At 41.1% G+C, this 23,248-nt stretch carries 21 protein-coding genes and 1 pseudogene; 15 read left to right on the forward strand and 7 right to left on the reverse strand.

Annotated elements, in window-relative coordinates:
- Positions 1–95: 95 nt before the first annotated feature.
- On the forward strand, positions 96–1,706 hold the full coding sequence (locus tag SDEL_RS09385) for a methyl-accepting chemotaxis protein (protein ID WP_012857617.1): 1,611 nt from the start codon (positions 96–98) through the stop codon (positions 1,704–1,706).
- A gap of 58 nt (positions 1,707–1,764) precedes the next feature.
- Here the strand turns inward: SDEL_RS09385 and SDEL_RS09390 are convergent, their stop codons facing one another.
- From SDEL_RS09390 to SDEL_RS09410, 6 genes and pseudogenes are all read right to left on the reverse strand, one after another.
- Positions 1,765–2,688, reverse strand: coding sequence for a hypothetical protein (locus SDEL_RS09390; RefSeq protein ID WP_012857618.1), 924 nt, complete (start codon positions 2,686–2,688; stop codon positions 1,765–1,767).
- Positions 2,688–3,440, reverse strand: coding sequence for a phosphate ABC transporter ATP-binding protein PstB (pstB, locus tag SDEL_RS09395; RefSeq protein ID WP_425352957.1), 753 nt, complete (start codon positions 3,438–3,440; stop codon positions 2,688–2,690). Before pstB ends, SDEL_RS09390 begins: the two co-directional genes overlap by 1 nt.
- A 68-nt stretch (positions 3,441–3,508) precedes the next feature.
- Positions 3,509–4,678 carry a phosphate ABC transporter permease PstA gene (pstA, locus tag SDEL_RS09400; protein WP_012857620.1) on the reverse strand — a complete coding sequence of 390 codons (1,170 nt, stop codon included), beginning with the start codon at positions 4,676–4,678 and terminating at the stop codon, positions 3,509–3,511.
- Positions 4,679–4,687: 9 nt separating this feature from the next.
- Positions 4,688–5,656: a phosphate ABC transporter permease subunit PstC gene (gene pstC / locus SDEL_RS09405; RefSeq protein ID WP_223295866.1), complete on the reverse strand. Its 969-nt coding sequence runs from the start codon at positions 5,654–5,656 to the stop codon at positions 4,688–4,690.
- A 117-nt stretch (positions 5,657–5,773) separates the two neighbouring features.
- Positions 5,774–5,893, reverse strand: a pseudogene (locus SDEL_RS12395) (phosphate ABC transporter permease family protein); the annotation flags it as partial.
- 120 nt (positions 5,894–6,013) lie between these two features.
- Positions 6,014–7,042, reverse strand: coding sequence for a PstS family phosphate ABC transporter substrate-binding protein (locus SDEL_RS09410; protein WP_425352958.1), 1,029 nt, complete (start codon positions 7,040–7,042; stop codon positions 6,014–6,016).
- A 188-nt stretch (positions 7,043–7,230) separates the two neighbouring features.
- Here SDEL_RS09410 and SDEL_RS09415 point away from each other — a divergent pair, with 188 nt between their 5' ends.
- From SDEL_RS09415 to SDEL_RS09465, 11 genes are all read left to right on the forward strand, one after another.
- Positions 7,231–8,832, forward strand: a complete 1,602-nt coding sequence (locus tag SDEL_RS09415) for a methyl-accepting chemotaxis protein (RefSeq protein ID WP_012857623.1) — start codon at positions 7,231–7,233, stop codon at positions 8,830–8,832.
- A 211-nt stretch (positions 8,833–9,043) separates the two neighbouring features.
- Positions 9,044–9,682 (forward strand): 4Fe-4S dicluster domain-containing protein, encoded by a 639-nt coding sequence (locus SDEL_RS09420; RefSeq protein ID WP_012857624.1) that lies wholly within the window; start codon positions 9,044–9,046, stop codon positions 9,680–9,682.
- Complete coding sequence (locus SDEL_RS09425; RefSeq protein ID WP_012857625.1) at positions 9,682–11,622, forward strand: proton-conducting transporter transmembrane domain-containing protein; 1,941 nt, start codon at positions 9,682–9,684, stop codon at positions 11,620–11,622. The genes SDEL_RS09420 and SDEL_RS09425 overlap by 1 nt, the downstream gene beginning before the upstream one ends.
- A 12-nt stretch (positions 11,623–11,634) precedes the next feature.
- Positions 11,635–12,561 (forward strand): respiratory chain complex I subunit 1 family protein, encoded by a 927-nt coding sequence (locus tag SDEL_RS09430; RefSeq protein WP_012857626.1) that lies wholly within the window; start codon positions 11,635–11,637, stop codon positions 12,559–12,561.
- 2 nt (positions 12,562–12,563) lie between these two features.
- Entirely contained in the window at positions 12,564–13,211 is a 648-nt protein-coding gene (hyfE, locus tag SDEL_RS09435) for a hydrogenase 4 membrane subunit (RefSeq protein ID WP_012857627.1), read from the forward strand.
- Position 13,212: 1 nt separating this feature from the next.
- Positions 13,213–14,682 carry a hydrogenase 4 subunit F gene (locus SDEL_RS09440; RefSeq protein WP_012857628.1) on the forward strand — a complete coding sequence of 490 codons (1,470 nt, stop codon included), beginning with the start codon at positions 13,213–13,215 and terminating at the stop codon, positions 14,680–14,682.
- Positions 14,683–14,690: 8 nt separating this feature from the next.
- On the forward strand, positions 14,691–16,430 hold the full coding sequence (locus tag SDEL_RS09445; RefSeq protein ID WP_012857629.1) for a hydrogenase large subunit: 1,740 nt from the start codon (positions 14,691–14,693) through the stop codon (positions 16,428–16,430).
- Positions 16,427–16,966, forward strand: a complete 540-nt coding sequence (locus SDEL_RS09450; RefSeq protein ID WP_012857630.1) for a formate hydrogenlyase complex iron-sulfur subunit — start codon at positions 16,427–16,429, stop codon at positions 16,964–16,966. The genes SDEL_RS09445 and SDEL_RS09450 overlap by 4 nt, the downstream gene beginning before the upstream one ends.
- On the forward strand, positions 16,963–17,787 hold the full coding sequence (locus SDEL_RS09455) for an NADH-quinone oxidoreductase subunit B family protein (protein WP_012857631.1): 825 nt from the start codon (positions 16,963–16,965) through the stop codon (positions 17,785–17,787). Before SDEL_RS09450 ends, SDEL_RS09455 begins: the two co-directional genes overlap by 4 nt.
- Positions 17,784–18,131 (forward strand): formate hydrogenlyase maturation HycH family protein, encoded by a 348-nt coding sequence (locus SDEL_RS09460; RefSeq protein WP_012857632.1) that lies wholly within the window; start codon positions 17,784–17,786, stop codon positions 18,129–18,131. Before SDEL_RS09455 ends, SDEL_RS09460 begins: the two co-directional genes overlap by 4 nt.
- Positions 18,128–18,574, forward strand: a complete 447-nt coding sequence (locus SDEL_RS09465; protein WP_012857633.1) for a hydrogenase 3 maturation endopeptidase HyCI — start codon at positions 18,128–18,130, stop codon at positions 18,572–18,574. The genes SDEL_RS09460 and SDEL_RS09465 overlap by 4 nt, the downstream gene beginning before the upstream one ends.
- Positions 18,575–18,594: 20 nt before the next feature.
- On the opposite strand, the gene olsF is transcribed toward SDEL_RS09465, so the two are convergent.
- Entirely contained in the window at positions 18,595–20,310 is a 1,716-nt protein-coding gene (gene olsF / locus SDEL_RS09470) for a bifunctional ornithine lipid synthase OlsF (RefSeq protein ID WP_012857634.1), read from the reverse strand.
- Positions 20,311–20,453: 143 nt separating this feature from the next.
- Between olsF and SDEL_RS09475 the strand changes: the two genes are divergently transcribed.
- From SDEL_RS09475 to SDEL_RS09485, 3 genes are read left to right on the forward strand one after another with little or no spacing between them, the layout of a single operon-like run.
- A complete protein-coding gene (locus tag SDEL_RS09475; RefSeq protein ID WP_012857635.1) occupies positions 20,454–21,122 on the forward strand; it encodes a phosphate signaling complex PhoU family protein in 669 nt (222 codons plus the stop codon).
- A 31-nt stretch (positions 21,123–21,153) separates the two neighbouring features.
- Positions 21,154–21,825, forward strand: coding sequence for a response regulator transcription factor (locus SDEL_RS09480; RefSeq protein WP_012857636.1), 672 nt, complete (start codon positions 21,154–21,156; stop codon positions 21,823–21,825).
- The gene (locus SDEL_RS09485; RefSeq protein ID WP_012857637.1) at positions 21,819–23,222 is read left to right on the forward strand and encodes a sensor histidine kinase; all 1,404 of its coding nucleotides are present in this window, start codon (positions 21,819–21,821) and stop codon (positions 23,220–23,222) included. Before SDEL_RS09480 ends, SDEL_RS09485 begins: the two co-directional genes overlap by 7 nt.
- The last annotated feature ends 26 nt before the right edge of the window (positions 23,223–23,248 follow it).

The following is a 23,248-nucleotide window of genomic DNA, read 5'->3' on the forward strand; positions in this document are numbered from 1 at the left end:
AAATTTATCTCTTTAAAAACTACTAAAGCTAATATTTTTATATTTTATTGTAAAGTAAGGTATTTTAAACGATACATCTACTAGAGGAGAATTCTATGCTCGCAACCATTAAAAGTAAACTTTTACTACTGATTACGGTTCTTATCGTCTGTTTTGGGATTTTGGGGTATCAAATCATCAAAGCAAACAATGACGGAAAAATGGCAGCCATAAGGCTCTCACTCATCGGAAAAGCTGAAACACATTTGACGAGCTGTATGATGGAGCTACGAGGGTTTCAACTTCTGGCTAATCCCCAAAGATTAGAAGGATTTGATAGACACTACAAAACAACGCTCGATGCGTTAGAGGCTTTAAAACCCATTCTTAACTCTCAAAGCAATCAAGAAACACTTTCTAAGCTTTCTACAGATGTGCAACAGTGGTATGCATTAAACAGCCCTCGCACCACTCTACTCAAAAAATATGGCATCAAAGTCAGTGACCCTCTTTTTGCGCAAGAACACAAAGCAGATTATGAGACATTAATGCGTTTAACCAAAGAGTCTGCGCTGTTGTTTGATACAATGCTAAAAGATGCTCAGAGCTTAGAAGAAGGGGTGAGAGAAAAAAACTTTGAACGATTAGATACCAACAAATTTTGGGGTGAAGTTATTTTGGTACTGGCCTCTTTGTTTGCACTTGGACTCTGTGGTCTTATTATTCGCTCCATCAACTCCTCCATCGCAAAAACAAAAGCGGGTATCCAAACCATTCGTCACGAAAAAGCTTTACATGTAAAGATAGAAACAGGAAGTAAAGACGAGATGAATGACATTGCCCAGATGCAAAATCTTCTTTTAGAAGATATTAAAAATGCGATGATAGAAGCCAAAAATAACGCTCACGAAAATGCCTCTGTTGCGGAAGAACTTTCAAGCACCAGCTTACAAATCGGAAAACGTGCAGAAGAAGAGGCAAGTATTGTTCAAGAGACATCGCATGAAGCGCAAGGTATTGCTCATGAAATTATCCAAACCAACAACGATGTGCAAACCGTTAAAGAGGTGACAACCTCAGCGCAAAATAGCTTACTCAAAGCGCAATCCATTCTTCAAGAAACATTGATGCATTTGGATGAAACCGTTCGTATAGAAGCACAAATCAATGATAAACTCAACCACCTCTCAAACGACGCAGAACAAGTTAAAAGTGTCCTTGATGTCATCGGTGACATTGCCGATCAAACCAACCTTCTCGCCCTCAATGCCGCCATCGAAGCTGCACGAGCCGGTGAACACGGAAGAGGATTTGCTGTTGTAGCGGATGAAGTACGAAAACTAGCAGAGCGCACCCAAAAAAGCCTCGTTGAAACCAATGCAACGATTAATGTTATCGTTCAATCCATCGGCGACATTAGCGGTGAAATGAACCAAAATGCCCACCGTATCGAAACGCTCAGTACGTTTTCAAACAACGTCAACACACAAACCAGCGATGCCGTCTCCCTTCTAAGCGAAAGCGTCAATGCCACAGAGAGAGTCTCCATCAAATCCAAACAAAATGTTGAGCGTATTCAAAATGTCATCATTAAAAAGATTGAAACGATCAACAGCCTCTCAAGCTCCAATGCAAGAAGTGTAGAAGAAATTGCCTCAGCCGCAGAACATCTAGCCCGTTTATCAGGCAATCTTAATACCACGCTCTCACACTTTAAAACCGCCTAATCTTAATTTTTACAAGAGCACCATCAAAGGATGGTGCTCTTACATGTAAAAACCAAGCCTATTTTTTACGCAGAAAAAAAGCGATACCAAAGCCAATGAAAAAGCTTAGTCCTACAAAAAGGCTCAAAAGTAAGTACGAAATTCCACTGTTACGAGTGGTTTTATCCAGATGGGTTTGTGTCAGTTGACTGAGTTCTGCGGCGTTATGCATCATACGAGGCACAATCTCATCAAAACAGACTGCCAATGCCTTCTTTTGAGCTTCACTATTTTTCGCCACCGTCTCAAATCCTTCTGCATACAAAACAAAGGCTTCTTTAAACTGCTTAATGCGTTTTAAACTCTCTTTATTGTCCACAACTACTTCGATTTTACTGGCATGTTTATCGACTTCACCTTTGAGTTCTCGTGCACGAATCAGCGAAAAAGAGTCATTGTGAAGGGCATACGAAGCGACAGAAATTTTATATTTTAAAATATTATCGAGCAAAGAGGCTGCGCTATTGCCACTCATGGGGTCATTGTCGTTAAAGGATTGAAAGAGAACTTTATGGGGAATTTCTTCAAGTAAGGCTGTGTATTTGGCAAAGATAGCACCTTCGATACCGTTATTTTGACGCTCCAAATCCATCACTTCTTTAGAGAGTTCTTCGTAATGTTTAAGGTCTTTTTTTAAGGCTTCAATCGCATGTAAAGCCTCTATGTCACGTTCCTCACCCAAAGTGTTCAGCACTAAAGAGAGCTGAGTAATTTCCTTATCAAGCGTCAATGCATAACTTTCATCGTGTCCTAAAACATACTCTTTTAAGTTCAAACGCACCTTAGCGATGCCAAGTTCCACATCCCTAGCCCCAACGTCCAAAGCCGTTTGCGCCTTCAAGGAAGAGAACGTGGCAAAAAGGACGATTAAAAAGAGTGACAAAAAGCCTTGACGTACCATAATCAAAAGATTCTTATCCTCTTTTACATGTAAAGATGTCATTATCCAAATCGACCCGTAATATAATCTTCCGTCTTCTTCTCTTTTGGATTAACAAAGAGTGTTTTTGCATCAGAGTATTCGATGAGATTACCCATGTGAAAAAACGCTGTATAATCCGCAATACGCGCGGCTTGTTGCATATTGTGTGTCACGATAATGATGGTATAGTTTTTCTTCAAGTCCAACATCAAGTTCTCAATTTTCTCCGTAGAGATGGGATCAAGTGCGCTGGTTGGCTCATCCATCAAAATGACATCAGGCTCAACCGCAATGGCACGAGCGATACACAAACGCTGTTGTTGTCCGCCTGAGAGTGCCGTTCCTGGATCTTTAAGCTTGTCTTTGACTTCATCCCAAAGGTTAGCCCCTCTTAAAGCCCGCTCCACCAACTCATCACACTCTTTGCCTTTTTTGACAATATCATGCATAATGGGTGCATAAGCGATATTTTCATAAATGCTTTTTGGAAAAGGATTGGGTTGTTGAAAAACCATGCCTACACGTTTTCGAACCGCAACCACATCAATCTCTTTATCGTAAATATCATGTCCATCCACCCCAATATACCCCTCAACCCGACAACTCTGCACTAAGTCGTTCATACGGTTGATACAGCGTAAAAAGGTCGATTTTCCACACCCACTCGGTCCAATCAAAGCCGTGATTTTTTTGGTATAAATATCCATATTAATAGAATTGAGCGCTTGTTTTTCGCCATAAAAAAGATTGAGATTTTTCACTTGCACCTTAATACTCTCTTGCGTACTATCTTGCTCTTGTGCATGAAGGGCATGCTGAATAAATCCATTTTCCATTGTCATTACCATTTCCTTTCAAATTTTCTTCGTAAATAAACCGCTACCGCATTGAGCGATAAAAGAACCACTAAAAGCACAATAATACCAGCCGCCGTTCGCTCCAAATAGGCTTTCTCAGGCATTCCAGCCCATGTAAAAATCTGTGCAGGAAGCACGGTGGAGGCATCGGTGATGCTGGTTGCGGCATCAGGAACAAACGCTATCATGCCCACAATAATCAACGGTGCGGTTTCACCCAAAGCATGGGCAATGGAGATAATTGAGCCTGTCATAATGCCAGGCATCGCAAGAGGTAGCACATGGTCACGCACAATTTGCCATTTGGTCAGTCCAAGTCCAAAGCCTGCTTGACGAATAGAGCTAGGAACAGACTTAAGAGCCGCTTTGGAACTCACAATAATCACAGGCAAACACATCAACGCCAAAGTCATACCACCGACCAATGGAGAACTTCTAGGCACCCCAAAAAAGTTAATAAAAATCGCCAAACCTAAAAGTCCAAATAAAATCGAAGGAATCGCCGCTAGGTTGTTAATATTCACCTCAATAATCTGTGTAAAACGGTTATCAGGAGCAAACTCTTCAAGATAAATCGCCGTCATCACGCCAATAGGAAACGCAATCGCCATCGTGACAATGACCGTTAGAACCGTTCCCACAATCGAAGCGTAAATCCCTGAGTTTTCAGGAATCTTCGAATCCCCTGTGGTCATAAAAATGGTGTTAAACTTTCGCTCTACTTTTCCCTCAGCACGTAGTTCATCCACATAAGCACGTTCGCTCTCTTTTGTTCTTGACTCTTTACCCTTCACGTACTGGTCAACCTCTGAATTTGCCAGTACCCATAGTATTTGCGTCGTATTCATCCATGAAGGATTTTCTTTAATGAGATTTGGCAAATCCCTAAGCCACGCACGACTAGCAATTTTAAGGTTTTTACCCTTGAGCGCCCCATAAGGATTTTGAGCCACTTCTTCATTAATCTCCACTTCCATCTGAATATACGTCTGCGTAAAAGCTGGATACCCAGCACGTACGATATCTGTCAAAAAGAAGACTAAAAAAGAGATAGAAAAGACAATCGCTAAAATCGTTAAGCTTTTAAAAAGCGCTGCTTTTTGGTTACGCTTTTTAATCTGAGGAATATAAAAATAGTTTTTATCGTTTGGCATGACGTCCCTTTAGAGTGTTGAAACTTTGTATTTTCTATGAAAACTACGGATGGTACTCACCGAAATAATATTAATCACCAGCGTCACCACAAAAAGCACCAAACCTAAAGCAAAGGCAGAGAGCGTCAGTGGGTTGTTAAACTCTTGATCGCCTGTGAGTGCTTCCACAATTTTTACCGTCACGGTAGTCATATCTTCCAAAGGATTAAGAGTAAGATTTGGGCGAAGACCTGCTGCCATAACCACAATCATCGTCTCTCCGAGTGCTCGTGAAACAGCAAGTAACATCGAAGCAATAATGCCAGGCATCGCAGAAGGAAGCACGACAAAACGAATCGTCTCTGCTTGATTCATTCCTAGCGCATACGCACCATTGCGCATACTTTGAGGTACCGAGCTAATCACATCATCCGAGAGAGAAGAGATAAAAGGAATAATCATAATTCCCATTACAATACCACTTGAGAGGGCATTTTGATACTGCGCTTCAAGTCCAACCAAATTACACACTTTCACGACAAAAGGCGCAACCGTCAGTGCCGCAAAAAAGCCGTACACAACGGTAGGAATTCCCGCTAAAATCTCTAAAAAAGGTTTCACCTGCGCTCTAACTTTTGAGCTGGCATACTCTGACATAAAAATAGCCGACATTAACCCAATAGGAATCGCCACCATCATCGCAATCACAGTAATGTAAAAGGTTCCAGCAAAAATAGGCACAGCGCCAAATTTTGCCTCCGCAGCACCTGCGTCTGCCCTTCCAGCTCCCTCTAAAAACGCCGTATCTGGCGCCCATTCTAAACCAAACAAGAAGTTAAAAAAGCTCTGCATCTTAAAAAATTGCAAGGCTTCAAAAATAATGGAGAGCAAAATACCAAAGGTCGTCAAGACGGAAACTAACGAAGCCGTAATCAGCAACCCTTTAATCAAATCTTCCACCAAATCTCTGGCTTTTGTTGTTGCTTTGACATTTTTGATTAAGAAAACTAAACTCAGCGCACCCACACCCAAAGACGCTGCAATGAGCATAGGAAAAGGAATGGCATGAAAGCCAAAAAGGTATAAAAATACTCCACAAACTCCAACCATGATGATAGGAAGCCCCGTGTAAAGCGCACTAAACCAACCATACTGGTCAGGTTGAGAATGCATTTTAATACCTTGCGAGCGCATCGCAATCGCCTTTTGTCTGCCTAAAATATATCCTAAAAACATCAATGGGAAAAGCCCACCAAAAAAGATAAGATAGAGTGTTTGTGTACTCACCAGATTCCTTTAAAAAAAGTCTCAAAAAAAAAGGGGCAAAATGCCCCCTTGTTGCTTTACATGTAAAGATTATGGAAGGATTGTATGTTTGTTAACCATTGCTTCAGTAAGTTTAGTTTTTGCTAAAACAGCCGCTTGAACTTTTTTAAGTTCATCTTCTGTCATAGGAACTAAACCAATGGTTTTTAACACACCTTTTTGACCAATCATCTTCGCATCAACATAGAGTTTTAAGAACTCATCCATCCCTTTAACTTGCCCTCTATGAGAGTTTTTAGCATAGATATAAAGGCTTCTTGAAATCGGGTATTTGCCACTGGAGATATTCTCTGAAGTCGGAGCGACACCATCGACATCTGCGCCGTTAATTTTATCGCCGTTCTCTTCTAGGAAGCTGTATCCAAAGATACCAAATGCACTTGTGTCTTTAGTGAGCTTTTGAACGATTAAGTTGTCGTTTTCACCTGCTGGAACAAATACGCCATCTTGACGAATCGCTTTGTATTTACCTTTTTTATCACCGTATGCATCAAGCTTTTTAGAAGCAGCTTCCATGACCATCTCATCAAAAGAGTCTCTCGTACCTGAAGTAGCAGGTGGTCCATAAACGGTAATTTTGCGATTTGGAAGTTTTGCGTCGATTTCATTCCATGTTTTATATGGGTTTTTAATCAAACTTTTGCCATCTTTGCTTGGAACTTCTTCTGCAAGGGCTAAGAAAAGATGCTCTTTGGTTAAAGAGATAGCACCATTAGTTTTAGATTGTGCAACAGCAATACCATCAAAACCAACCATCATCCCTGTAATATCCGTAACGCCATTTTCAGCACAGATTTTAAATTCAGAAGCTTTCATAGGACGTGATGCATTGGTAAAATCAGGAGTATCAAGTCCATTACCTGAACAAAAAATCTTCATTCCCCCACCTGTTCCAGTTGATTCAACAACAGGAGTTGGGTTGCCAGTTGTCGCTTTAAACTCTTCTGCCACATAGCTTGTAAAAGGATACACCGTAGAAGATCCAACAATTTTAATCTGATCTCTTGCATTCGCACCAACACTTAACGCAGCAACGCTTAAAAGCGCAATAGCGCTCATTTTTATTGTCATGATACACTCCATTTAAGATTTTGTAACAGTGTCATTGTAAAAAAAATTGGTTACAAGATGATTACACCACACAAGCGCCAAATCTCACATTAAATCTCACGAGAAATCTTTTTCTATTATGTTAGAATGGCGGATGAAAATGTTTAAATATAAAATTAAAAATTAAGGGAGATTTTATGTTAAAAACCATCCAATCCAAGCTTATTGTACTTTTTCTAATTATTTTAATGGGAATTGGAGGCTTAAGCTATCTGCTTATTTCCAACACCACCCGTGCTGAGATTGCTGTACACAAAGTTCAAATTATTGAAAAAATCACCCGAGACACCGCAGAACTTTTGATGCACTCTCGTGGCTATCAAATCACCTTTGTACCTATGTTCATGGAAAAATCCATCGAAGCAGAACGTACCCTTGCCAAACACCTTTTAGAACTCCAACCCTTACTAACCTCTAAAAGAGATATTGAACTCTTTAATGAAATCAAAACAGGGGTGGATGCCTTTGCAGAGTCCACACTTCCTCGTTTTGACCTCCTAACCAAATACAAAAAAGAGACCGAATCTAAAGATTTTTTAGCCACAGCTGATGGCAAAAGATTTACCGAACTGACCAACAAAGGACGCGATGGATTTATTATTATCTCTAAAAAAGGAGATGAACTCTCCAAAGCGATTGAAGCAGAAGAGAAAGCCTCTTTATCAAAAGCTCGTATTTTAGGTATCGTTGTTGCTCTCTTTGTGATTCTTATCACCAATATCTCCTTTTGGTTTGTCGCTTCAAACATCAAAAAATCATTAGCCAATGCCACCAAAGAGTGTCAATACATCGGTGAAACAAAAGACTTAACCCATACCATTCAGACCAACGGCGAAGATGAGATATCAATCATGATGCAAACGGTTAATACCCTTCTCTCACAACTGCGCCATGCCATTGATGATGCCAAACGTACCGCCATGGAAAATGCTGCCGTAGCAGAAGAACTCTCCTCTACCTCACTTGAGATTGGTAGACGTACCGAAGAGAGTGACAAAGAGGTCGAACACACGCTGCATACCACACGCAACGTTGCGACGATTTTACATGTCAGTGAAGAGAACGCTCAAAATGCGGGAAACATTATGCAAAGTGTCTCCGAAGAACTTGATGTTGCCTCCAAAGAGGTTTTAGCCGTCTCTTCTGAGCTTCAAACCGTTGTTGTCAATGAAACCGACCTCTCCGCACGACTAGAACAACTCGATAAAGAGGTTGCGCAAGTGCAACAAGTCCTCTCTGTCATCTCAGATATTGCCGAGCAAACCAACCTTCTTGCCCTCAATGCCGCCATTGAAGCTGCCCGTGCGGGTGAGCATGGAAGAGGCTTTGCCGTCGTTGCAGATGAAGTACGAAAGTTGGCTGAGCGCACCCAAAAAAGTCTGGTAGAGAGCAATTCTACCGTTGCTGTTATCACCCAATCGGTCAATACCTCATCCGATTTAATGAAGAAAAATGCCCAACACATTCAAGCCTTAGGCAGTAGAGCGGAGAAAACACAAGGACTTATGCTTCAAACTGTCCACAATATGAGTGAAACAGCGATGATTGCTCAAGGAGCGGCACAAGAAGCCAAAAAAGGAAGCCATGAAGCTAACGCCATGTTAGAACGTGTAGACACCATCCACAAACTCACCTCTACCAATGCACGCAGTGTTGAAGAAATAGCAGCAGCGGCTGAGCATCTCTCTAAACTCTCTTCCAATCTTAGCAACGCACTTTCAGTTTTTAAAACCGCTTAATTCTTTACATGTAAAACACTCTAAGGTCTTTTTGCTCTCGGTAAAAAGCCTTAGAACCTCCCATTCCACTACAACATTTCTTTTAACTTTAGAAATTAATTTCTCATTTTAATAACTTGCTATTTTCACGCTACCAATATAGGGTATGATTTCATTGTCTTTATAAAAAGTGTATTCTTTTTGAGCCATACCATACCGTAAAGGGTAGTCTATGTCAAAAATTCATCAATTCGTTATTACCAATCCGCAAATGTGTATCGCCTGTAATGCATGTGTAAAAGCCTGCATTAAAAATGCATACGTACGGGGGAAACTCTCCAAAAAAAGATTGGATGTGCTCTCCCTTGAGAGCGGTAAAATGCCCAACCAATGTCGCCAATGCGATGATGCTCCTTGTGCCAATGTATGCCCAACAGGTGCGCTTCGTATCGCAAACTCCTGTGTGGAGCTTTGTGAGGAGATCTGTATTGGCTGTAAGCTCTGCACGATTGCCTGTCCTTATGGGGCGATTGTCATTGATGCTGAGTTTCCTCCATCCATTCAATCCGAAGTCGAAACACACTTAGAAGCAGGCTGTATCAGTGGACTAAAAAGCATTGCCATTAAATGTGACATGTGTAAAGGTCTTGAAAGTGGTCCTGCATGCGTGAGTGTGTGTCCAACGGGGGCTTTGGTCTTTGTAGACCCCATCACAGCAGAATGTAAATTTGGTAAAAAAGTCAAAGGCGATTTAGCCCCTTTCTTAAAAGCTATTCTACCTGATGTCACATTTAGCAACATTCCAGAGCCTGTACTCAAAAAGCCTAAAGAGACACCATCTTCACCCCAAACCACCACAGAGGAGTCCTAATGCAAACCATTTACACACTCTTTTTACTCGCATCTTTACTTTCCCTTCTGCTTTATAAGAAGCCTCTTCTGGCACAAAAAGTGGGATTTGGCTTGGCGAGTATTCTTTCACTCTATGCGGCGATTTTTTTCTTTTCCCATCTTAGCGATACCCTGATATGGAAATTGCCTGGAAGTTTTATCAGCGCGCCTCTTTTTAGGTTAGAGCCGTTAGGGATGTTTTTTAGCTTTCTTGTCAGCATGATTGCGTTTGCAGTTTCACTCTTTAGTTTTGATTACGCTAAATTTTATGAGAAAAAAGCCAATCTTGCTGTTTTTGCCTCCTTGTTTAATGCTTTTATTCTCTCAATGTTACTTGTGGTTGCCAGTGATAATGTCTTTTCATTTATGCTGTTATGGGAAGTGATGACCCTTCTCTCTGCGCTTCTTATTCTTATCAACGATGGTAAAGAGAGCAGTAAAAACATAATGATTTATTTGGGCATCGCACAAATTGGTGCGTTTTGTCTGATGGTCGCACTCTTAATTATGGCAAGTTTTGCAGACAGTTTTGAATTTAGTCATTTCAATGAGATGAACATTGGCTTTGGAGCGAGTCTCACCCTTTTTGTACTCCTCCTAGTTGGACTTGGTTCTAAGGCGGGTATGTTTCCTTTTCATGTCTGGCTACCTGTGGCTTACTGTGAATGTCCCTCCAACGCCTCAGCGTTGATGAGTGGAGTGATGATCAAAGTAGCGCTCTTTGCCTTTATCAAGTTTTCACTGCTGCTTCCTCAATGGGTTCATTTTGGCTACATTTTACTCTTCATGGGTGCTTTAAGCTGTGTTTTTGGCATTATGTACGCCCTCGTTTCCAATGACTATAAAGCTTCGATTGCGTACAGTTCCTGTGAGAATGTGGGAATTATCTTTTTAGGACTCGGTGGTGCTTTTTACGGACTGGGTGCCAACTCCCCTACCCTTGCACTTTTAGGATTCATTGCGGCGTTTTTTCATATTTTAAACCACTCCGTTTTCAAATCGCTTCTTTTTATGCTCAGTGGTAATGTCTACACCGCAACACTCACACGCAATATGGACACCCTAGGGGGTTTGCATAAAAAAATGCCACTCACTTCGCTTATTTTCTGTGTGGCAGTCGTTGCCATGTGTGCACTGCCTCCACTGAATGGATTTGCAAGTGAATGGGTTATCTATAAAACGATGGTGATGGGAGGTGTAGATGCAGGAATCGCTTCACGCTTCTTCTTTGCAACAGCGATTATTGCACTCTCTATCACAGGAGCGATGGCACTGATGGCATTTGCGAAAGTCTATGGTTCCATCTTTTTAGGACTCCCTCGTGAGCCTCAAAAAATGGAGGAGATTAAAGAGGTCTCTTTTATCAGGCTCCTTCCTTTAGGATTATTGGCAAGTTTATGTGTGGGATTGGGTCTTTTTATGAACGATGTCATTGGGATGCTCTCACGCATGGTCTTCACACTGATACCGCAAACCTCACAAAGTGTGCATGGACTTATCTCTATGCCATTACTTGTCATGGTGATGCTCTTATGTGCCCTCTTGCCGTTTTTCTTTCTCTATCTCTTAAAAGCCAACCACAAAGTAGCACGCCAAACTGAGCCTTGGGCATGTGGCTTTAAGTACAACCCTACGATGCAAATTGGCTCAAACGCATTTACCGGTGATATTAAAAAAGCCCTCAGCTTTCTCTTGCGATACGAACGTGAGATTAAGATAGATGGCTATTTTTCAAAAGCGACCTACACCCATAAAACACATGACCTTTTTTGGGAAAAGCTTTATGCGCCTGTTATTGATTTTATTATGGTTGTGGCGGATAAGATAGGTGTCTTTCAAAATGGAAGAACCAACCTTTATGCAGGGTATATTTTGATTTATCTTTGTCTAATACTCATCTTTGGGTATTACTATTTATAAGGAGAGAAGACTATGGACTTTTTTTACCTATTGATGCAACTGCTTTTAGCCATTATTGTCGCTCCTTTGTTTGATGGAATGTCACGAAAGCTAAGAGCCAAATTTCAATCCCGTATAGGACCGAATATTTTTCAGACCTATTACGATATTTACAAATTGCTCAAACGTGGCAGAACCCAATCACACAGCGTAAGCTATATCTCTCGTATCGCACCTTATATGATGTTTATCAGTGCGGCAGCCATGTTTTGTGTGCTTCCTATTACCTATGGAAGAGACGCTACGAGTAGCCTTATGCCTTTTAGCGATATTTTCATCTTACTCTATTTGGCGGCTCTTTTTCGCTTTACGTTTATCGTAGCAGGTATTGACAGCGCCAATCCTTTCTCAGGCGTAAGTGCCAGCAGGGAGGGAACCATGGGTTTTTATACCGAAGAGGTTGCGGTCATTTGTTTAATCGTAGTGATGATGGGCGCAGGCAGTACCAATTTAGCCTCTATTGTCAATATGATTCAATCAGGTGTTTATGGCTATAACATTCCCTCGTTCTCCATCGCAGCGACAGCCTTTTTATGGGTGATGTATGTTGAGACAGGACGTAAACCATACGACTTAGCCGAAGCAGAGCAAGAGTTGCAAGAGGGCGTTTTGGGAGAATTTTGTGGTAAAGATTTTGCCATTATTGACATGGCTATCTTACTCAAGCAAATGAGTGTCTTAGGATTTTTTATCGTCATTTTTATGCCGTGGGGACTTGTCAATCATCCTATTTTATCCTTGCTCATCTTTCTAGCGCAAGTAGGATTTTTGTATATTATGGGTGTTTTTATCGATAACTTTGGACCACGCTTTACCATCAATAAAGGAGTGAAACGCACTATGCTCTACGCACTAGCGGTTTCATGTACTTCATTGGCACTTTATATTATGGGAATTTAACCATGGAAACACTAATCAATAGTCTCACCGTTTTGATGATGGGAACCAGTTTTGCGGTTTTTAGCTTACGACAATACCGTCATAGCATTCAAGCCTATGCCCTGCAAACACTGCTTTTAGTTCTTGTCTTTTTACTCTTACATGTAAAGTATGATGCGCATGAATTGCTTATTTGGGCAGGAACTGCTTTTGTCATGAAAGTGATCCTTGTACCACTCTTTTTACTACGAGTGGTTAAAAAATTAGGTGTGGTGGTCGAAGATGAACCTGTAGGTGGTTTTTTTATCTCACCTGTTATCGCCCTTAGTTTTTCACTCGCCGTTGCGATGATGTTTTACAAAGTCTTTATCCATTTCTCCCTGATTCAAGATACCCTGCCTTTGTTTGCGGCACCTTTTATCTTTATGATGGGCATCTTTGGATTTATTTTGAGAAACTCGTTTATCAAGCAAATCCTCGCCTACTGCCTCTTTGAAAATGGCATACACCTAAGCCTAGCACTCATGGCATACAACGCCCACGAACTGGTAGAAGTAGGTATCTTAACCGATGCGATTTTTGCTGTCCTCATTATGGGTATTTTAGCCAAACGATTTTATGCAACCTATGAGAGTCTTGATACCTCTAAAGCGGTTAATTTAAAGGGATAACATGAATAGTTTAATATTAATACTTATCGTACCAATGGTATGTAGCATCATTATGTTTTGTATGCCACAGCGTTTTAAAGTGTTGCAGAGCGTTCATATTGTTCTAAGTTTTATCGTCTCTTTTTTCCTTTTGATGGCAATCAGTGATGTTGTAAAAGGCAATGAACTCTTTGCGTTTGAACACTTTTTATTTCTTGATGCCATGGGCGCTATCTTTTTATCACTCATTGCGATTACAGGACTTCTGGTCAATGTTTATGCGACCACTTATATGAAGTGGGAACTTGAAGAGGGTCATATGAATGTCAGAGAAGTGAAAAACTACTTTGCGCTCAGTTTTATTTTTACATGGACAATGAGTTTAAGTGTCCTGTGTAATAACATCGCTTTTATGTGGGCAGCGATTGAAGCGACTACCCTTGCTTCCGTCTTTCTTGTTGCGGTCAAAAACGATAAAAAATCAACAGAGAGCGGATACAAATACATCGTTTTATGCAGTATTGGACTTGCGTTTGCGCTTTATGCGACCATTTTACTCTTTTCTGCTGCCAATGGAAATGTAGAAGGGGATGCTATGCTCTACACCAACCTTCTTGCTCACGCTGATTTAATAGATAAAGAAGCCCTCAAACTCATCTTTGTCCTTGCGCTCATTGGATTTGGTACAAAAGCTGGATTTGCACCTACCCATACATGGTTACCCGATGTTCACGCAGAAGGACCAGCACCTACCTCAGCATTGCTCTCAGGTATTCTTTTAAAATGTGCGCTTTTGGGGCTTGTGCGTTACTATGCCATTGTAGCAAATGGTGTTGGATTTGATTTTGTAGAATCTGTGATGATAGTGAGTGCGACTCTTACGCTTTTTATCTCAGCCTTTTTCCTTATTCGCCAACACAATGTCAAACGGATGTTTGCTTATCACTCCGTAGCACATATGGGTGTCATTGCGTTTGGTTTAGGTGTGGGTGGTGCGATTGGACTTTTTGCAGCTTTGTTTCACTGTGTGGCACACTCCTTTACCAAAGCTTTAGCCTTCTGTTCCACAGGCAATATCGCCAGAATTTATGGCACCAAAGATATGACCAAAATGGGAGGTATGATACGCATCGCTCCTTTAACTGCCGTGCTTTTTGGCATTGCTATCTGTTCACTGGTGGGTGTGCCTGGCTTTGCTATTTTTGTGAGTGAATTTTTAATCTTTAAGGCTGCTGCCATCGATGGGAAGTATGTTTTAATGGGAATTTTTGCACTCGCCTTAGCCATTATTTTTATCGCCGATTTTTCACACTTCTTTCTGGCTGCTTTTGGTAAAGTAGAGGGAAAAGTGGAACATCATGGAGAGATGAAACTCAGCGAAAATCTCCCACTTATCGCACTGGCTGTTTTAATTGTCGCCTTTGGCGTATGGCAATTTGAATCCTTAACGTTTCTTTTAAATGAGAGCGTTAAAAGCATCTTAAAACAATAGGATTTCCCATGAAATGTGATAAATTTATAGAAGCTCTTCGTAGCAAAATTAACATTTTAGACGTCACCAGAGAGTGTGATGATCAAGTCACGGCATTGGTCGAGTTAAACGACTTGCCTGAAGCCGTTCGCTTTTTGTATTACGATATGGGTGGCTATCTCTCCACGATGATTCCTAATGATGAGCGAAGCATCAATAAGCATTACGCTCTTTATTATGCCCTCTCTATGGAAGGTGGCAAAATGTTTGAAGGGGATGAAATCGCTCAAGATGAAAAATGTTTTGTGACTATCAAAGCATTGGTCTCTCCTGAGAGTCTCACGTATCCTTCCGTCACACCTTTGGTACCTGCTTGTGTCTGGTATGAAAGAGAAGCTTACGATATGTTTGGACTGGTAGCAGAAGGTTTGCCTGATAAACGACGTTTAGCGCTGAGTGATGACTGGCCAGAGGGACTTTTTCCGCTTCGTAAAGATGCCATGGATTATCGCTACCGTCCTGACATGAAAGATCATTATATGGAGCCTGAGTATGAGTTTTTACGCCCAGAAGGTTCAGGCATTATTGATGTACCTCTAGGACCTTTGCACATCACAGCAGATGAGCCTGGACACTTTCGACTTTTTTGTGATGGTGATACGATTATTGATGCGGATTACCGTCTTTTTTACCAACACCGAGGTATGGAAAAACTGGCTGAAAACCGCATGAACTATGACCAAATGGGCTATTTGGCGGAGAGGGTCTGTGGTATTTGTGGGTATGCACACTCGATTGCGTGTATTGAAGCGGCAGAAAAAGCGATTAATTTAGAAATTCCTGCTCGTGCCCAAGCGATTCGAGTGATTTGTTCAGAGATTGAAAGGTTACATAGCCATCTTTTGAACATTGGACTTGCCTGTGAAGTTACAGGTAACTACAATGCCTTTATGCATATCTTTAGAATTCGTGAATACTCTATGAAACTCGCAGAACTGGTTACGGGTGGACGTAAAACCTATGGCAATGTGGTCATGGGTGGACTAAGACGGGATATGACTGGCGTGGAGATTAAAGAGAGCCTTAAAATCCTCAAAATTATTGAAACTCAAGTGGATGAAGTCTGGGATGCCATCATGGATGACCAACGCCAAATGAAACGTTGGAAGGGCGTGGGCATTTTGGATAAACAAGTGGCACGGGATTTCTCCGCTGTGGGACCCAATATTAGAGGCAGTGGTATTAAGCGAGATACCCGCTACGACCATCCCTATGACTTTTTTAAACAGATTGAATTTGATGTAGCGGTCGTTGAAGGGGGTGACGTATATGCAAGAGAGATGGTGCGCTATATGGAGCTTAAAAGCTCCGTTTCCATCATCCGCCAATGTTTTGAACTCATGCCACAAACAGCGATTATTGTCGATCCAAAGTTTCATGTCAAACCTGAGAATTACGCCCTAGCCTATGTAGAAGCGCCAAGGGGCGAGAATGTGCATTGGATTATGCAAGGCAGTGCGCAAAAAGTATTTCGTTGGAGATGCCGCGCAGCGACCTATAACAACTGGCCAAGCCTTCGTTTTCAATTCCGTGGCAATACCATCGCCGATGCAGCGCTGATTGTGTGCAGCCTTGATCCGTGTTATTCGTGTACGGAACGTGTCACCGTAGTCGATATGAAGAGCAAAAAGAGTAAAATCTTAACCCATAAAGATTTAAAAGAATTTTCCAGAACGCAAACCAATAGTCCCCTAAAGGATCTACGATGATGAAACTTCTTGATATCAGTAAAAAATATGGGGAAATCACCCACAAATACCCTTTTGAGCCTTACAAAGTCGCCCAAAATTTTCGGGGAAAACCTGCTTATACCTTTGACTTGTGTATTGGGTGTGCGGCATGTGGCATTGCCTGCCCATCCAATGCCATTACCGTACAATTTAATGAAGATAAGAGCAAATTGGTCTGGGAGTTTGATTGCGGACGATGTATTTTTTGTGGCAGATGTGATGAAGTGTGCCCCACAGGTGCGATTCGCCTCAGTGAAGAGTTTGAACTTGCTGTTAAATTTGACAAATCCGCACTGATTCAACGAGGCGAACTGGATGTGCAGTGCTGTACGACTTGCCACAAACCCTTTAGTGCGAAAAGGCTCATTAAGTATAGCTTTGAGTGTTTAAGCAAAGCCAATGTCAGTGAAAAAAGGCTTGAAGAGGCAAAAGCATATTTGAGTATGTGCCCTACATGTAAAAAAGAAGCTACGGTCAAAAACTTTACCAGTGGCAAAGAGATGGTGATAGAATGAAAACCTATGAAGTACCCAGTGATATTGCACTGGCAAATAGCTTAGAAGAGAAGCTGGAGCTTTTAAAACATATTGGTCGCAGTTTTAGCGTATTTCGCATCGACTGTGGCAGTTGTAACGGGTGTGAGATAGAAATTTTTGCCGCCATTACTCCTTTGTGGGATCCTGAGCGCTTTGGCTTTAAACTCGTTGCCAATCCTCGCCATGCGGATATTTTGCTCTGTACAGGTCCTGTGACACGTCAAATGTACTATCCACTGCTTCGTGCCTATGAAGCAACACCTGATCCAAAAATCGTCGTAGCCCTTGGAGCCTGTGGTGCAACGGGTGGCATTTTTTATGATGCGTACAGTGTCTTAAGTGGCATTGATAAAATTATTCCTGTGGATGTTTATATCCCAGGGTGTCCTCCCCATCCTGCGAGTATTATTTATGGGCTGACAACCGCTTTGGGTGTCATGGAGCAAAGACTTCAAAAAGTCAGTTTTGAAGAAGAAGGTGAAATGCCCTCTTTGGTGGAAGATTCTATTATGGGAAACAGCTTATTTGAGCGAGATTTATTGGTACAAGCGAAGCGATTGATGAGTTATGTTTTTGGTCGAAAACTCTACGATAAATACTTAGACGCTTTAGTAAAAAGTGGTGATATTAAAAATCCAAAAGCCACCAAAATCTCTATAACCAACGCTATCCAAAACGAAGAAGACCCTCGTTATGCGGAGTGTATGGGTATCTTACACAATGACATTTATACCCAATATATCCCGTGTGAAGAGGACGATAAAATCAGTCTGCATCGTGTGCATTGGGGTGCGAAATGATAGAAGTCTATCAGCTGAGAAAACGACACCTCGATGGTGCTAAATCGGGTGATGCGAAGCTTGAGCAGATTAAAATCTTTTCAACCTGCATTGGGCATGGCATTGGAACGATTGACTTTAGTGAAAAAGTCTTAGAGATAGAAAATGAGGCCTATGAAAATATCCTCGCAGGAGGCGGGAAATACCTGAAATTTAAGCTGGGAAATTTGAGTAAATATTTTGAAATTGAAATTTTCCCTGAACATGCTCAAAAGCTCTTACCTGAAATGATAGAGTCTCCCTTAAAAGAGATTCTATCTCATCTTAACGAGGGCTATTTGGTTTTACGGAAGGATTTTGCGTGAGAAAAGCACTCTTGTGTGTCGGAAATGAGTTAAGAGGCGATGATGGCGTCGCCATTGCCGTAGGGCGACTGGTTGAGGAACAATTACCTGAGTGGAAGGTCTTTTTTGGACATGACACCCCTGAAAATGAGTTTGCCGCTTTGCGTGAATTTTCCCCCGATGTCATTGTCGTGGTCGATGCCATGAGTGGTTTCAAAGAAGGAGAGATAGAGTTTTTAGACCTTAGCGATGAGCGAACCTATGTTTACTCCACACACAACCTACCAACGCCCATTTTGATAAGTTATCTACGCAACATCTGTGTCAAAACTATTTTTTTAGGTATTGCGGTTTTATTGGAAAATGTGTTACATTTTAGTGAAGGGCTCAGCCAAAATGCGCACAACGCTTCCTACCAAGCCTTAGAAAAAATCAAAGCGCTAGATACCATGCTTGAGGCGTAAAAAAGCACCATTGCTGGTGCTTAATCTCCTTTAATGTAACGTGCTTTTTTCGCCTCTTTAATTTTGCTAATATCCACCAAAATAAAGCTATCGACACAATTTCCAAAGGCTTTATCTATATTGAAATCTAAAAAGCATATGCCTCCCTCATCACACAGTTCGGTGTACTGTTTATATAACGTTGGAACACACAAGTTCATTAAAGAGAGTTGCTCTTTGAGCGTTAAAAAATCGGCTTTATAATCATCGCCCGTAAAAAATGCCTCCGCCTCTTTCATCTCCGCATGACTCATAAAGTAACCATTTCGAGCCTTAACTAACGCAGAAGAAGGGCTAAAATAGAGCGTATAAAAGGTAATAATAAGATTCTTTGCCATCTTAGGATAGACATCACTTAAACTCACTGGTCCGTACATGTAACGAATATGCGGATTGGCAAACAAATACGCCCCAATGCCTTGCCACAAATAATCCAGCGCTCTGCTCCCCCAATAACGAGGCTGAACGAAGGAGCGCCCTAGCTCAATGGCATTGTGCAAATAAGGCTCAAACGAGGGCATGAACTCAAAAAGCGTGTGTGAATAAAATCCCTCAGCTCCCAAATAATCACTGATAAAATTCGCCTCCCCAATACGATACGCCCCCACCACTTCAAGCTCTTCCTCATCCCATAAAATAATGTGTTTATAGTGTTTATCAAAAAAATCAACATCCCGTTTTTCACCTGTACCCTCTTCCACTTTACGAAAAGTCACCTCCCGAAGTCTACCTATCTCTTTAAGCAGTGCCGAGTTCTCCTCTGAAGCGTAAAGATAAATCTTTTTACCATCACTGGTTTGCCCCAAAAGAGTCGAATTTTTCAGCTCACTACGAATGGATTTGCGCTCTTCAGGATGGGCAATCGCCTTTTGGGTCGCAAAAATACCTTTTTTACCTTTACTAATGCGATAAAGATGCTTTTTCAGCAATCCAACAAGCGTTGTCTCACTCATCTCGCTTTTTTGCAAACTCTTAAAAGGAATCATCTCTCCCACTTTAAAACCAATGATTTTAGAGCGTTTTTTAAACATCTCTCTGGCCAATAAAAAAGTAGAGAGTTGTTTATTAATCATCGAAAGCGTGTAAAAAAGCGGTGAATTTTTTGCATCAATAAACACAGGTAACAAAGGGGCATTGCTTTTTTGGGCAAACTTTAAAAACCCTTTTTTCCATTTAGTGTCTTTGATGCCCGTAGGATGCGCTCTTGAGACCTCACCTGAAGGGAAAACGATGAGTGCTTCATCGTTTTGCAATGCCTCATACACTTTTTTGATAGACTCTTTTGCCATCACGCCATTGAGATTATCAATCGGAATCAAAAGCTCACTTAATGGCTCAATTTGCATCAAAATATCATTGGCAAGAATTTTAACATCGCTTCGAATCTCTTTCACCAAGGCAATGAGCGCCAATGCATCTAACGCTCCCAAAGGGTGATTGGCGATCATAATCACACGACCAGAAGCGGGGATATTGGCTTTATCTTTGTTGGAAATGGTATAACCAAAATTAAAATATTCCAATACTGCTTCCACAAAATCAAAGCCCCTATACGCCTCCGTATGTGTTAAAAACGTGTTAATCTCCTCTTGATGGAGCAATTTTTTCAACACATAGACAAAACTGTGACGCACAATGGAAGGATACGAAAGCATGGCAGGATATTTGACGCTCAAAGCTTTTTCAACATCGACCATCGTTGGCTCCTTTTACATGTAAAGATTTTGGGGAGATTATAAAAGGAGAGCATTACGATGTGGTAACGCTAAGGGGCTTTTTATGTTACCATATTGTAACGATTTCGAACTACAATGATGAGAAACTATTACAAGGAAGATGGATGCTTCAAAAATATGAAGAGAGACTCATTGAAATCAAAAAAATGCTTTTAGACCTCGGCGCTGAGATTACGATGGCAAGTGAAAAAACACTCAGTGGCATGGAGAGTTTAGATATCAGTCGTTTTGACTCAGCCAAAACGCTTTTGAAAAATGTAGAAAACCAAGCCAATGCTATTGATAATGAAATTGTGGTAACCCTCGCACTTTTTGGTCCTGAAGCCAAAGATTTGCGTAAGATGGTTGCTTATCTTAAAATCACCAACGAATTGGTCAAAATCGCCGAAAATATTCGCAGTTTCAGTAAACGTATGGCGCTCCATTTACAAAGCGGTATCTCTTTTGCGTCCCTACACGAATACTCAGCGCACTTGTGTAAAACATCTATTCAAGCCGTCACCCTTTCTATCTCAACAATCGATATTGTGGATAAAGAGATGCTTGAAGATATCTATCGAAAAGTAAAAGTGGAAGAGAGCAAGAGCGATGATTTGTACTCCATTTTGGAAAAAAATATTTTAAGCGATATTGCCAAACTGATTGACCAAGGTGCCGATTTTATTCAGATTTTAAGTACGATGCGAAAACTTGAGCGCATGGCAGATAGAAGTGTCAATATCGTTCAACTCATGATTTTCGCCCGTGTGGGTGGAGAGATGAAGACCTATTAAATCCAATGATTTTTTACACTATTGAGGGAAAATGAAGCAGACCATTTTAATTATCGAAGATGAAGAGGATTTACTCGAACTTTTAGAGTATAACTTGCAAAAAGAGGGATATGAAACCTTAGGCTTTTTAAACACCAAAAACGTAGAAAAGTGTTTGCAAGAAGAGCCCATTGACCTTTTAATTGTCGATAGAAATCTTCCAGGGATGGAAGGCAGTGAATTTGTGAAAACCCTTCGGGAAAAGGGTTTCTCTCAAGCGGTGATTTTTGTCACCGCTAAAGACAGCGATGCGCACATCGAAGAGGGATTTTTACGAGGTGGGGATGATTATCTCACCAAACCGTACAATATGAGAGAGCTACTGCTTCGCATTAAAGCCATTTTAGCACGCACCGCACCTTATCAGCAAAAAACGCTCTCCTATCGTGATTTAATCCTTGATTTGGAAGCGCATACGTTACATGTAAACACCAAAGAAGTTGAACTGACCAAACTCGAATTTGACCTTTTACGCACCCTCATTGAAAACAAAAGCTCTGTTTTAAGCCGTGAATTTCTACTCGAACATGTCTGGAAAAGTGATGACTTTTTTCAAGATAAAACGGTCAATGTTGCCATCAACCGTCTCAAAGGAAAAATAGACCCCAGCAAAGAAAAAGAGTACATCAAATCCGTCTGGGGCGTAGGATACAGCTTATGCTAATGCTTCACCAGCACATCACCCGTGCGCTTTTGACACTCTTTTTGGGCACGCTTTTTCTCTCAAGTATCGTGAGTTACTTTACCATTAAAACAGACAATATCGAAACCTATCAACGTCAATTAATCGCTTATATCAAAATCATCAAACACCAACTTCCCAGCACTCCTGACACACTTGAATCGTTTGCTACGCTCATTAAAGAAGATTCAGGGATTCGTTTTACCCTAATCAACGAAGAGGGTGTCGTTTTGGTCGATAGCGATAAAGACAGTGAAACGATGGACAACCACGCCCATCGTGAGGAGATAGTTAAAGCTCAAAAAATCGAATTTGCACATGCCATTCGCTTTTCTGATTCGATAAAAAGTAATTTTCTCTACGTTGCACACCGCTTTGAATATAATAACCAAATACTCTTTTTACGTCTGGCAATGAACATAGGCTCCATCATGCACAATTTTTACGAGCTCTGGGTCAAGATAGCGCTTATCTTTACGCTCAGCCTTCTTCTTGGTCTTTATGGCGCCTATCATCTCAGTAAAAAGATTCGTCATGAGATTGATAAAATCATTGCAAATCTGCAACAAATCGCCGATAAAGATTATAAAATCACCCTCTCCTCTCACTTTTGTTTAGAGTTCTTAGAAATTTCCAATTACCTTAAAAAACTTGCGACAAAACTAGAAAAACGTGCCCGTCAAAAACGCAAATACACCGCAAAAATCAAACTGATTTCCCAACAGCGAAGCGATGTTATCTCCGCTATTAGCCATGAGTTTAAAAATTCCATTGCCTCCATTATGGGATATGCGCAAACCCTGTTGGATGACCCCAATGCCAGTGTGCAAATCAAAGAGCGCTTTTTAGGAAAGATTGTTCAAAACGGTCAAAAAATTTCTACGATGATAGATCGTTTAGCCCTGACCACCAAATTTGAAAATGGGGATTTTACGACGCAAAGTAGCAGTTTTGATATCGTCAAAATAACCCACGACATTGCACAAAGTTTTCGAGAAAAAAACCCAACACGTACCATAGAATGCCATCTTCCTCCGCACTACCTCATCAACGCAGATCGTACGATGATGGAGCTGGTTATCACCAACTTAATTGACAATGCCCTTAAATATTCAGACGATACCATTACGATTTGCCTAGAAGAAAATGCTTTACATGTAAAAGATAGTGGCGTGGGCATTAAAGAAGATGAAATCGACAAAGTAACCAAAAAATTCTACCGTTCTAACTCACACTCATGGGATAACTCTATGGGACTTGGTTTAGCACTGGTCAATTACATCCTCAAACTTCACAACACCAGCCTAGAGATTCAAAGTACCTTAGGCGTTGGCTCTGATTTTTCATTTAAATTACCTTCAAACCATTCTGTACTATGATGTGCGCATTTTCATAAAAAAGGCGT

This window comes from Sulfurospirillum deleyianum DSM 6946 (genome assembly GCF_000024885.1).
Taxonomy (GTDB): Bacteria; Campylobacterota; Campylobacteria; order Campylobacterales; family Sulfurospirillaceae; genus Sulfurospirillum; species Sulfurospirillum deleyianum.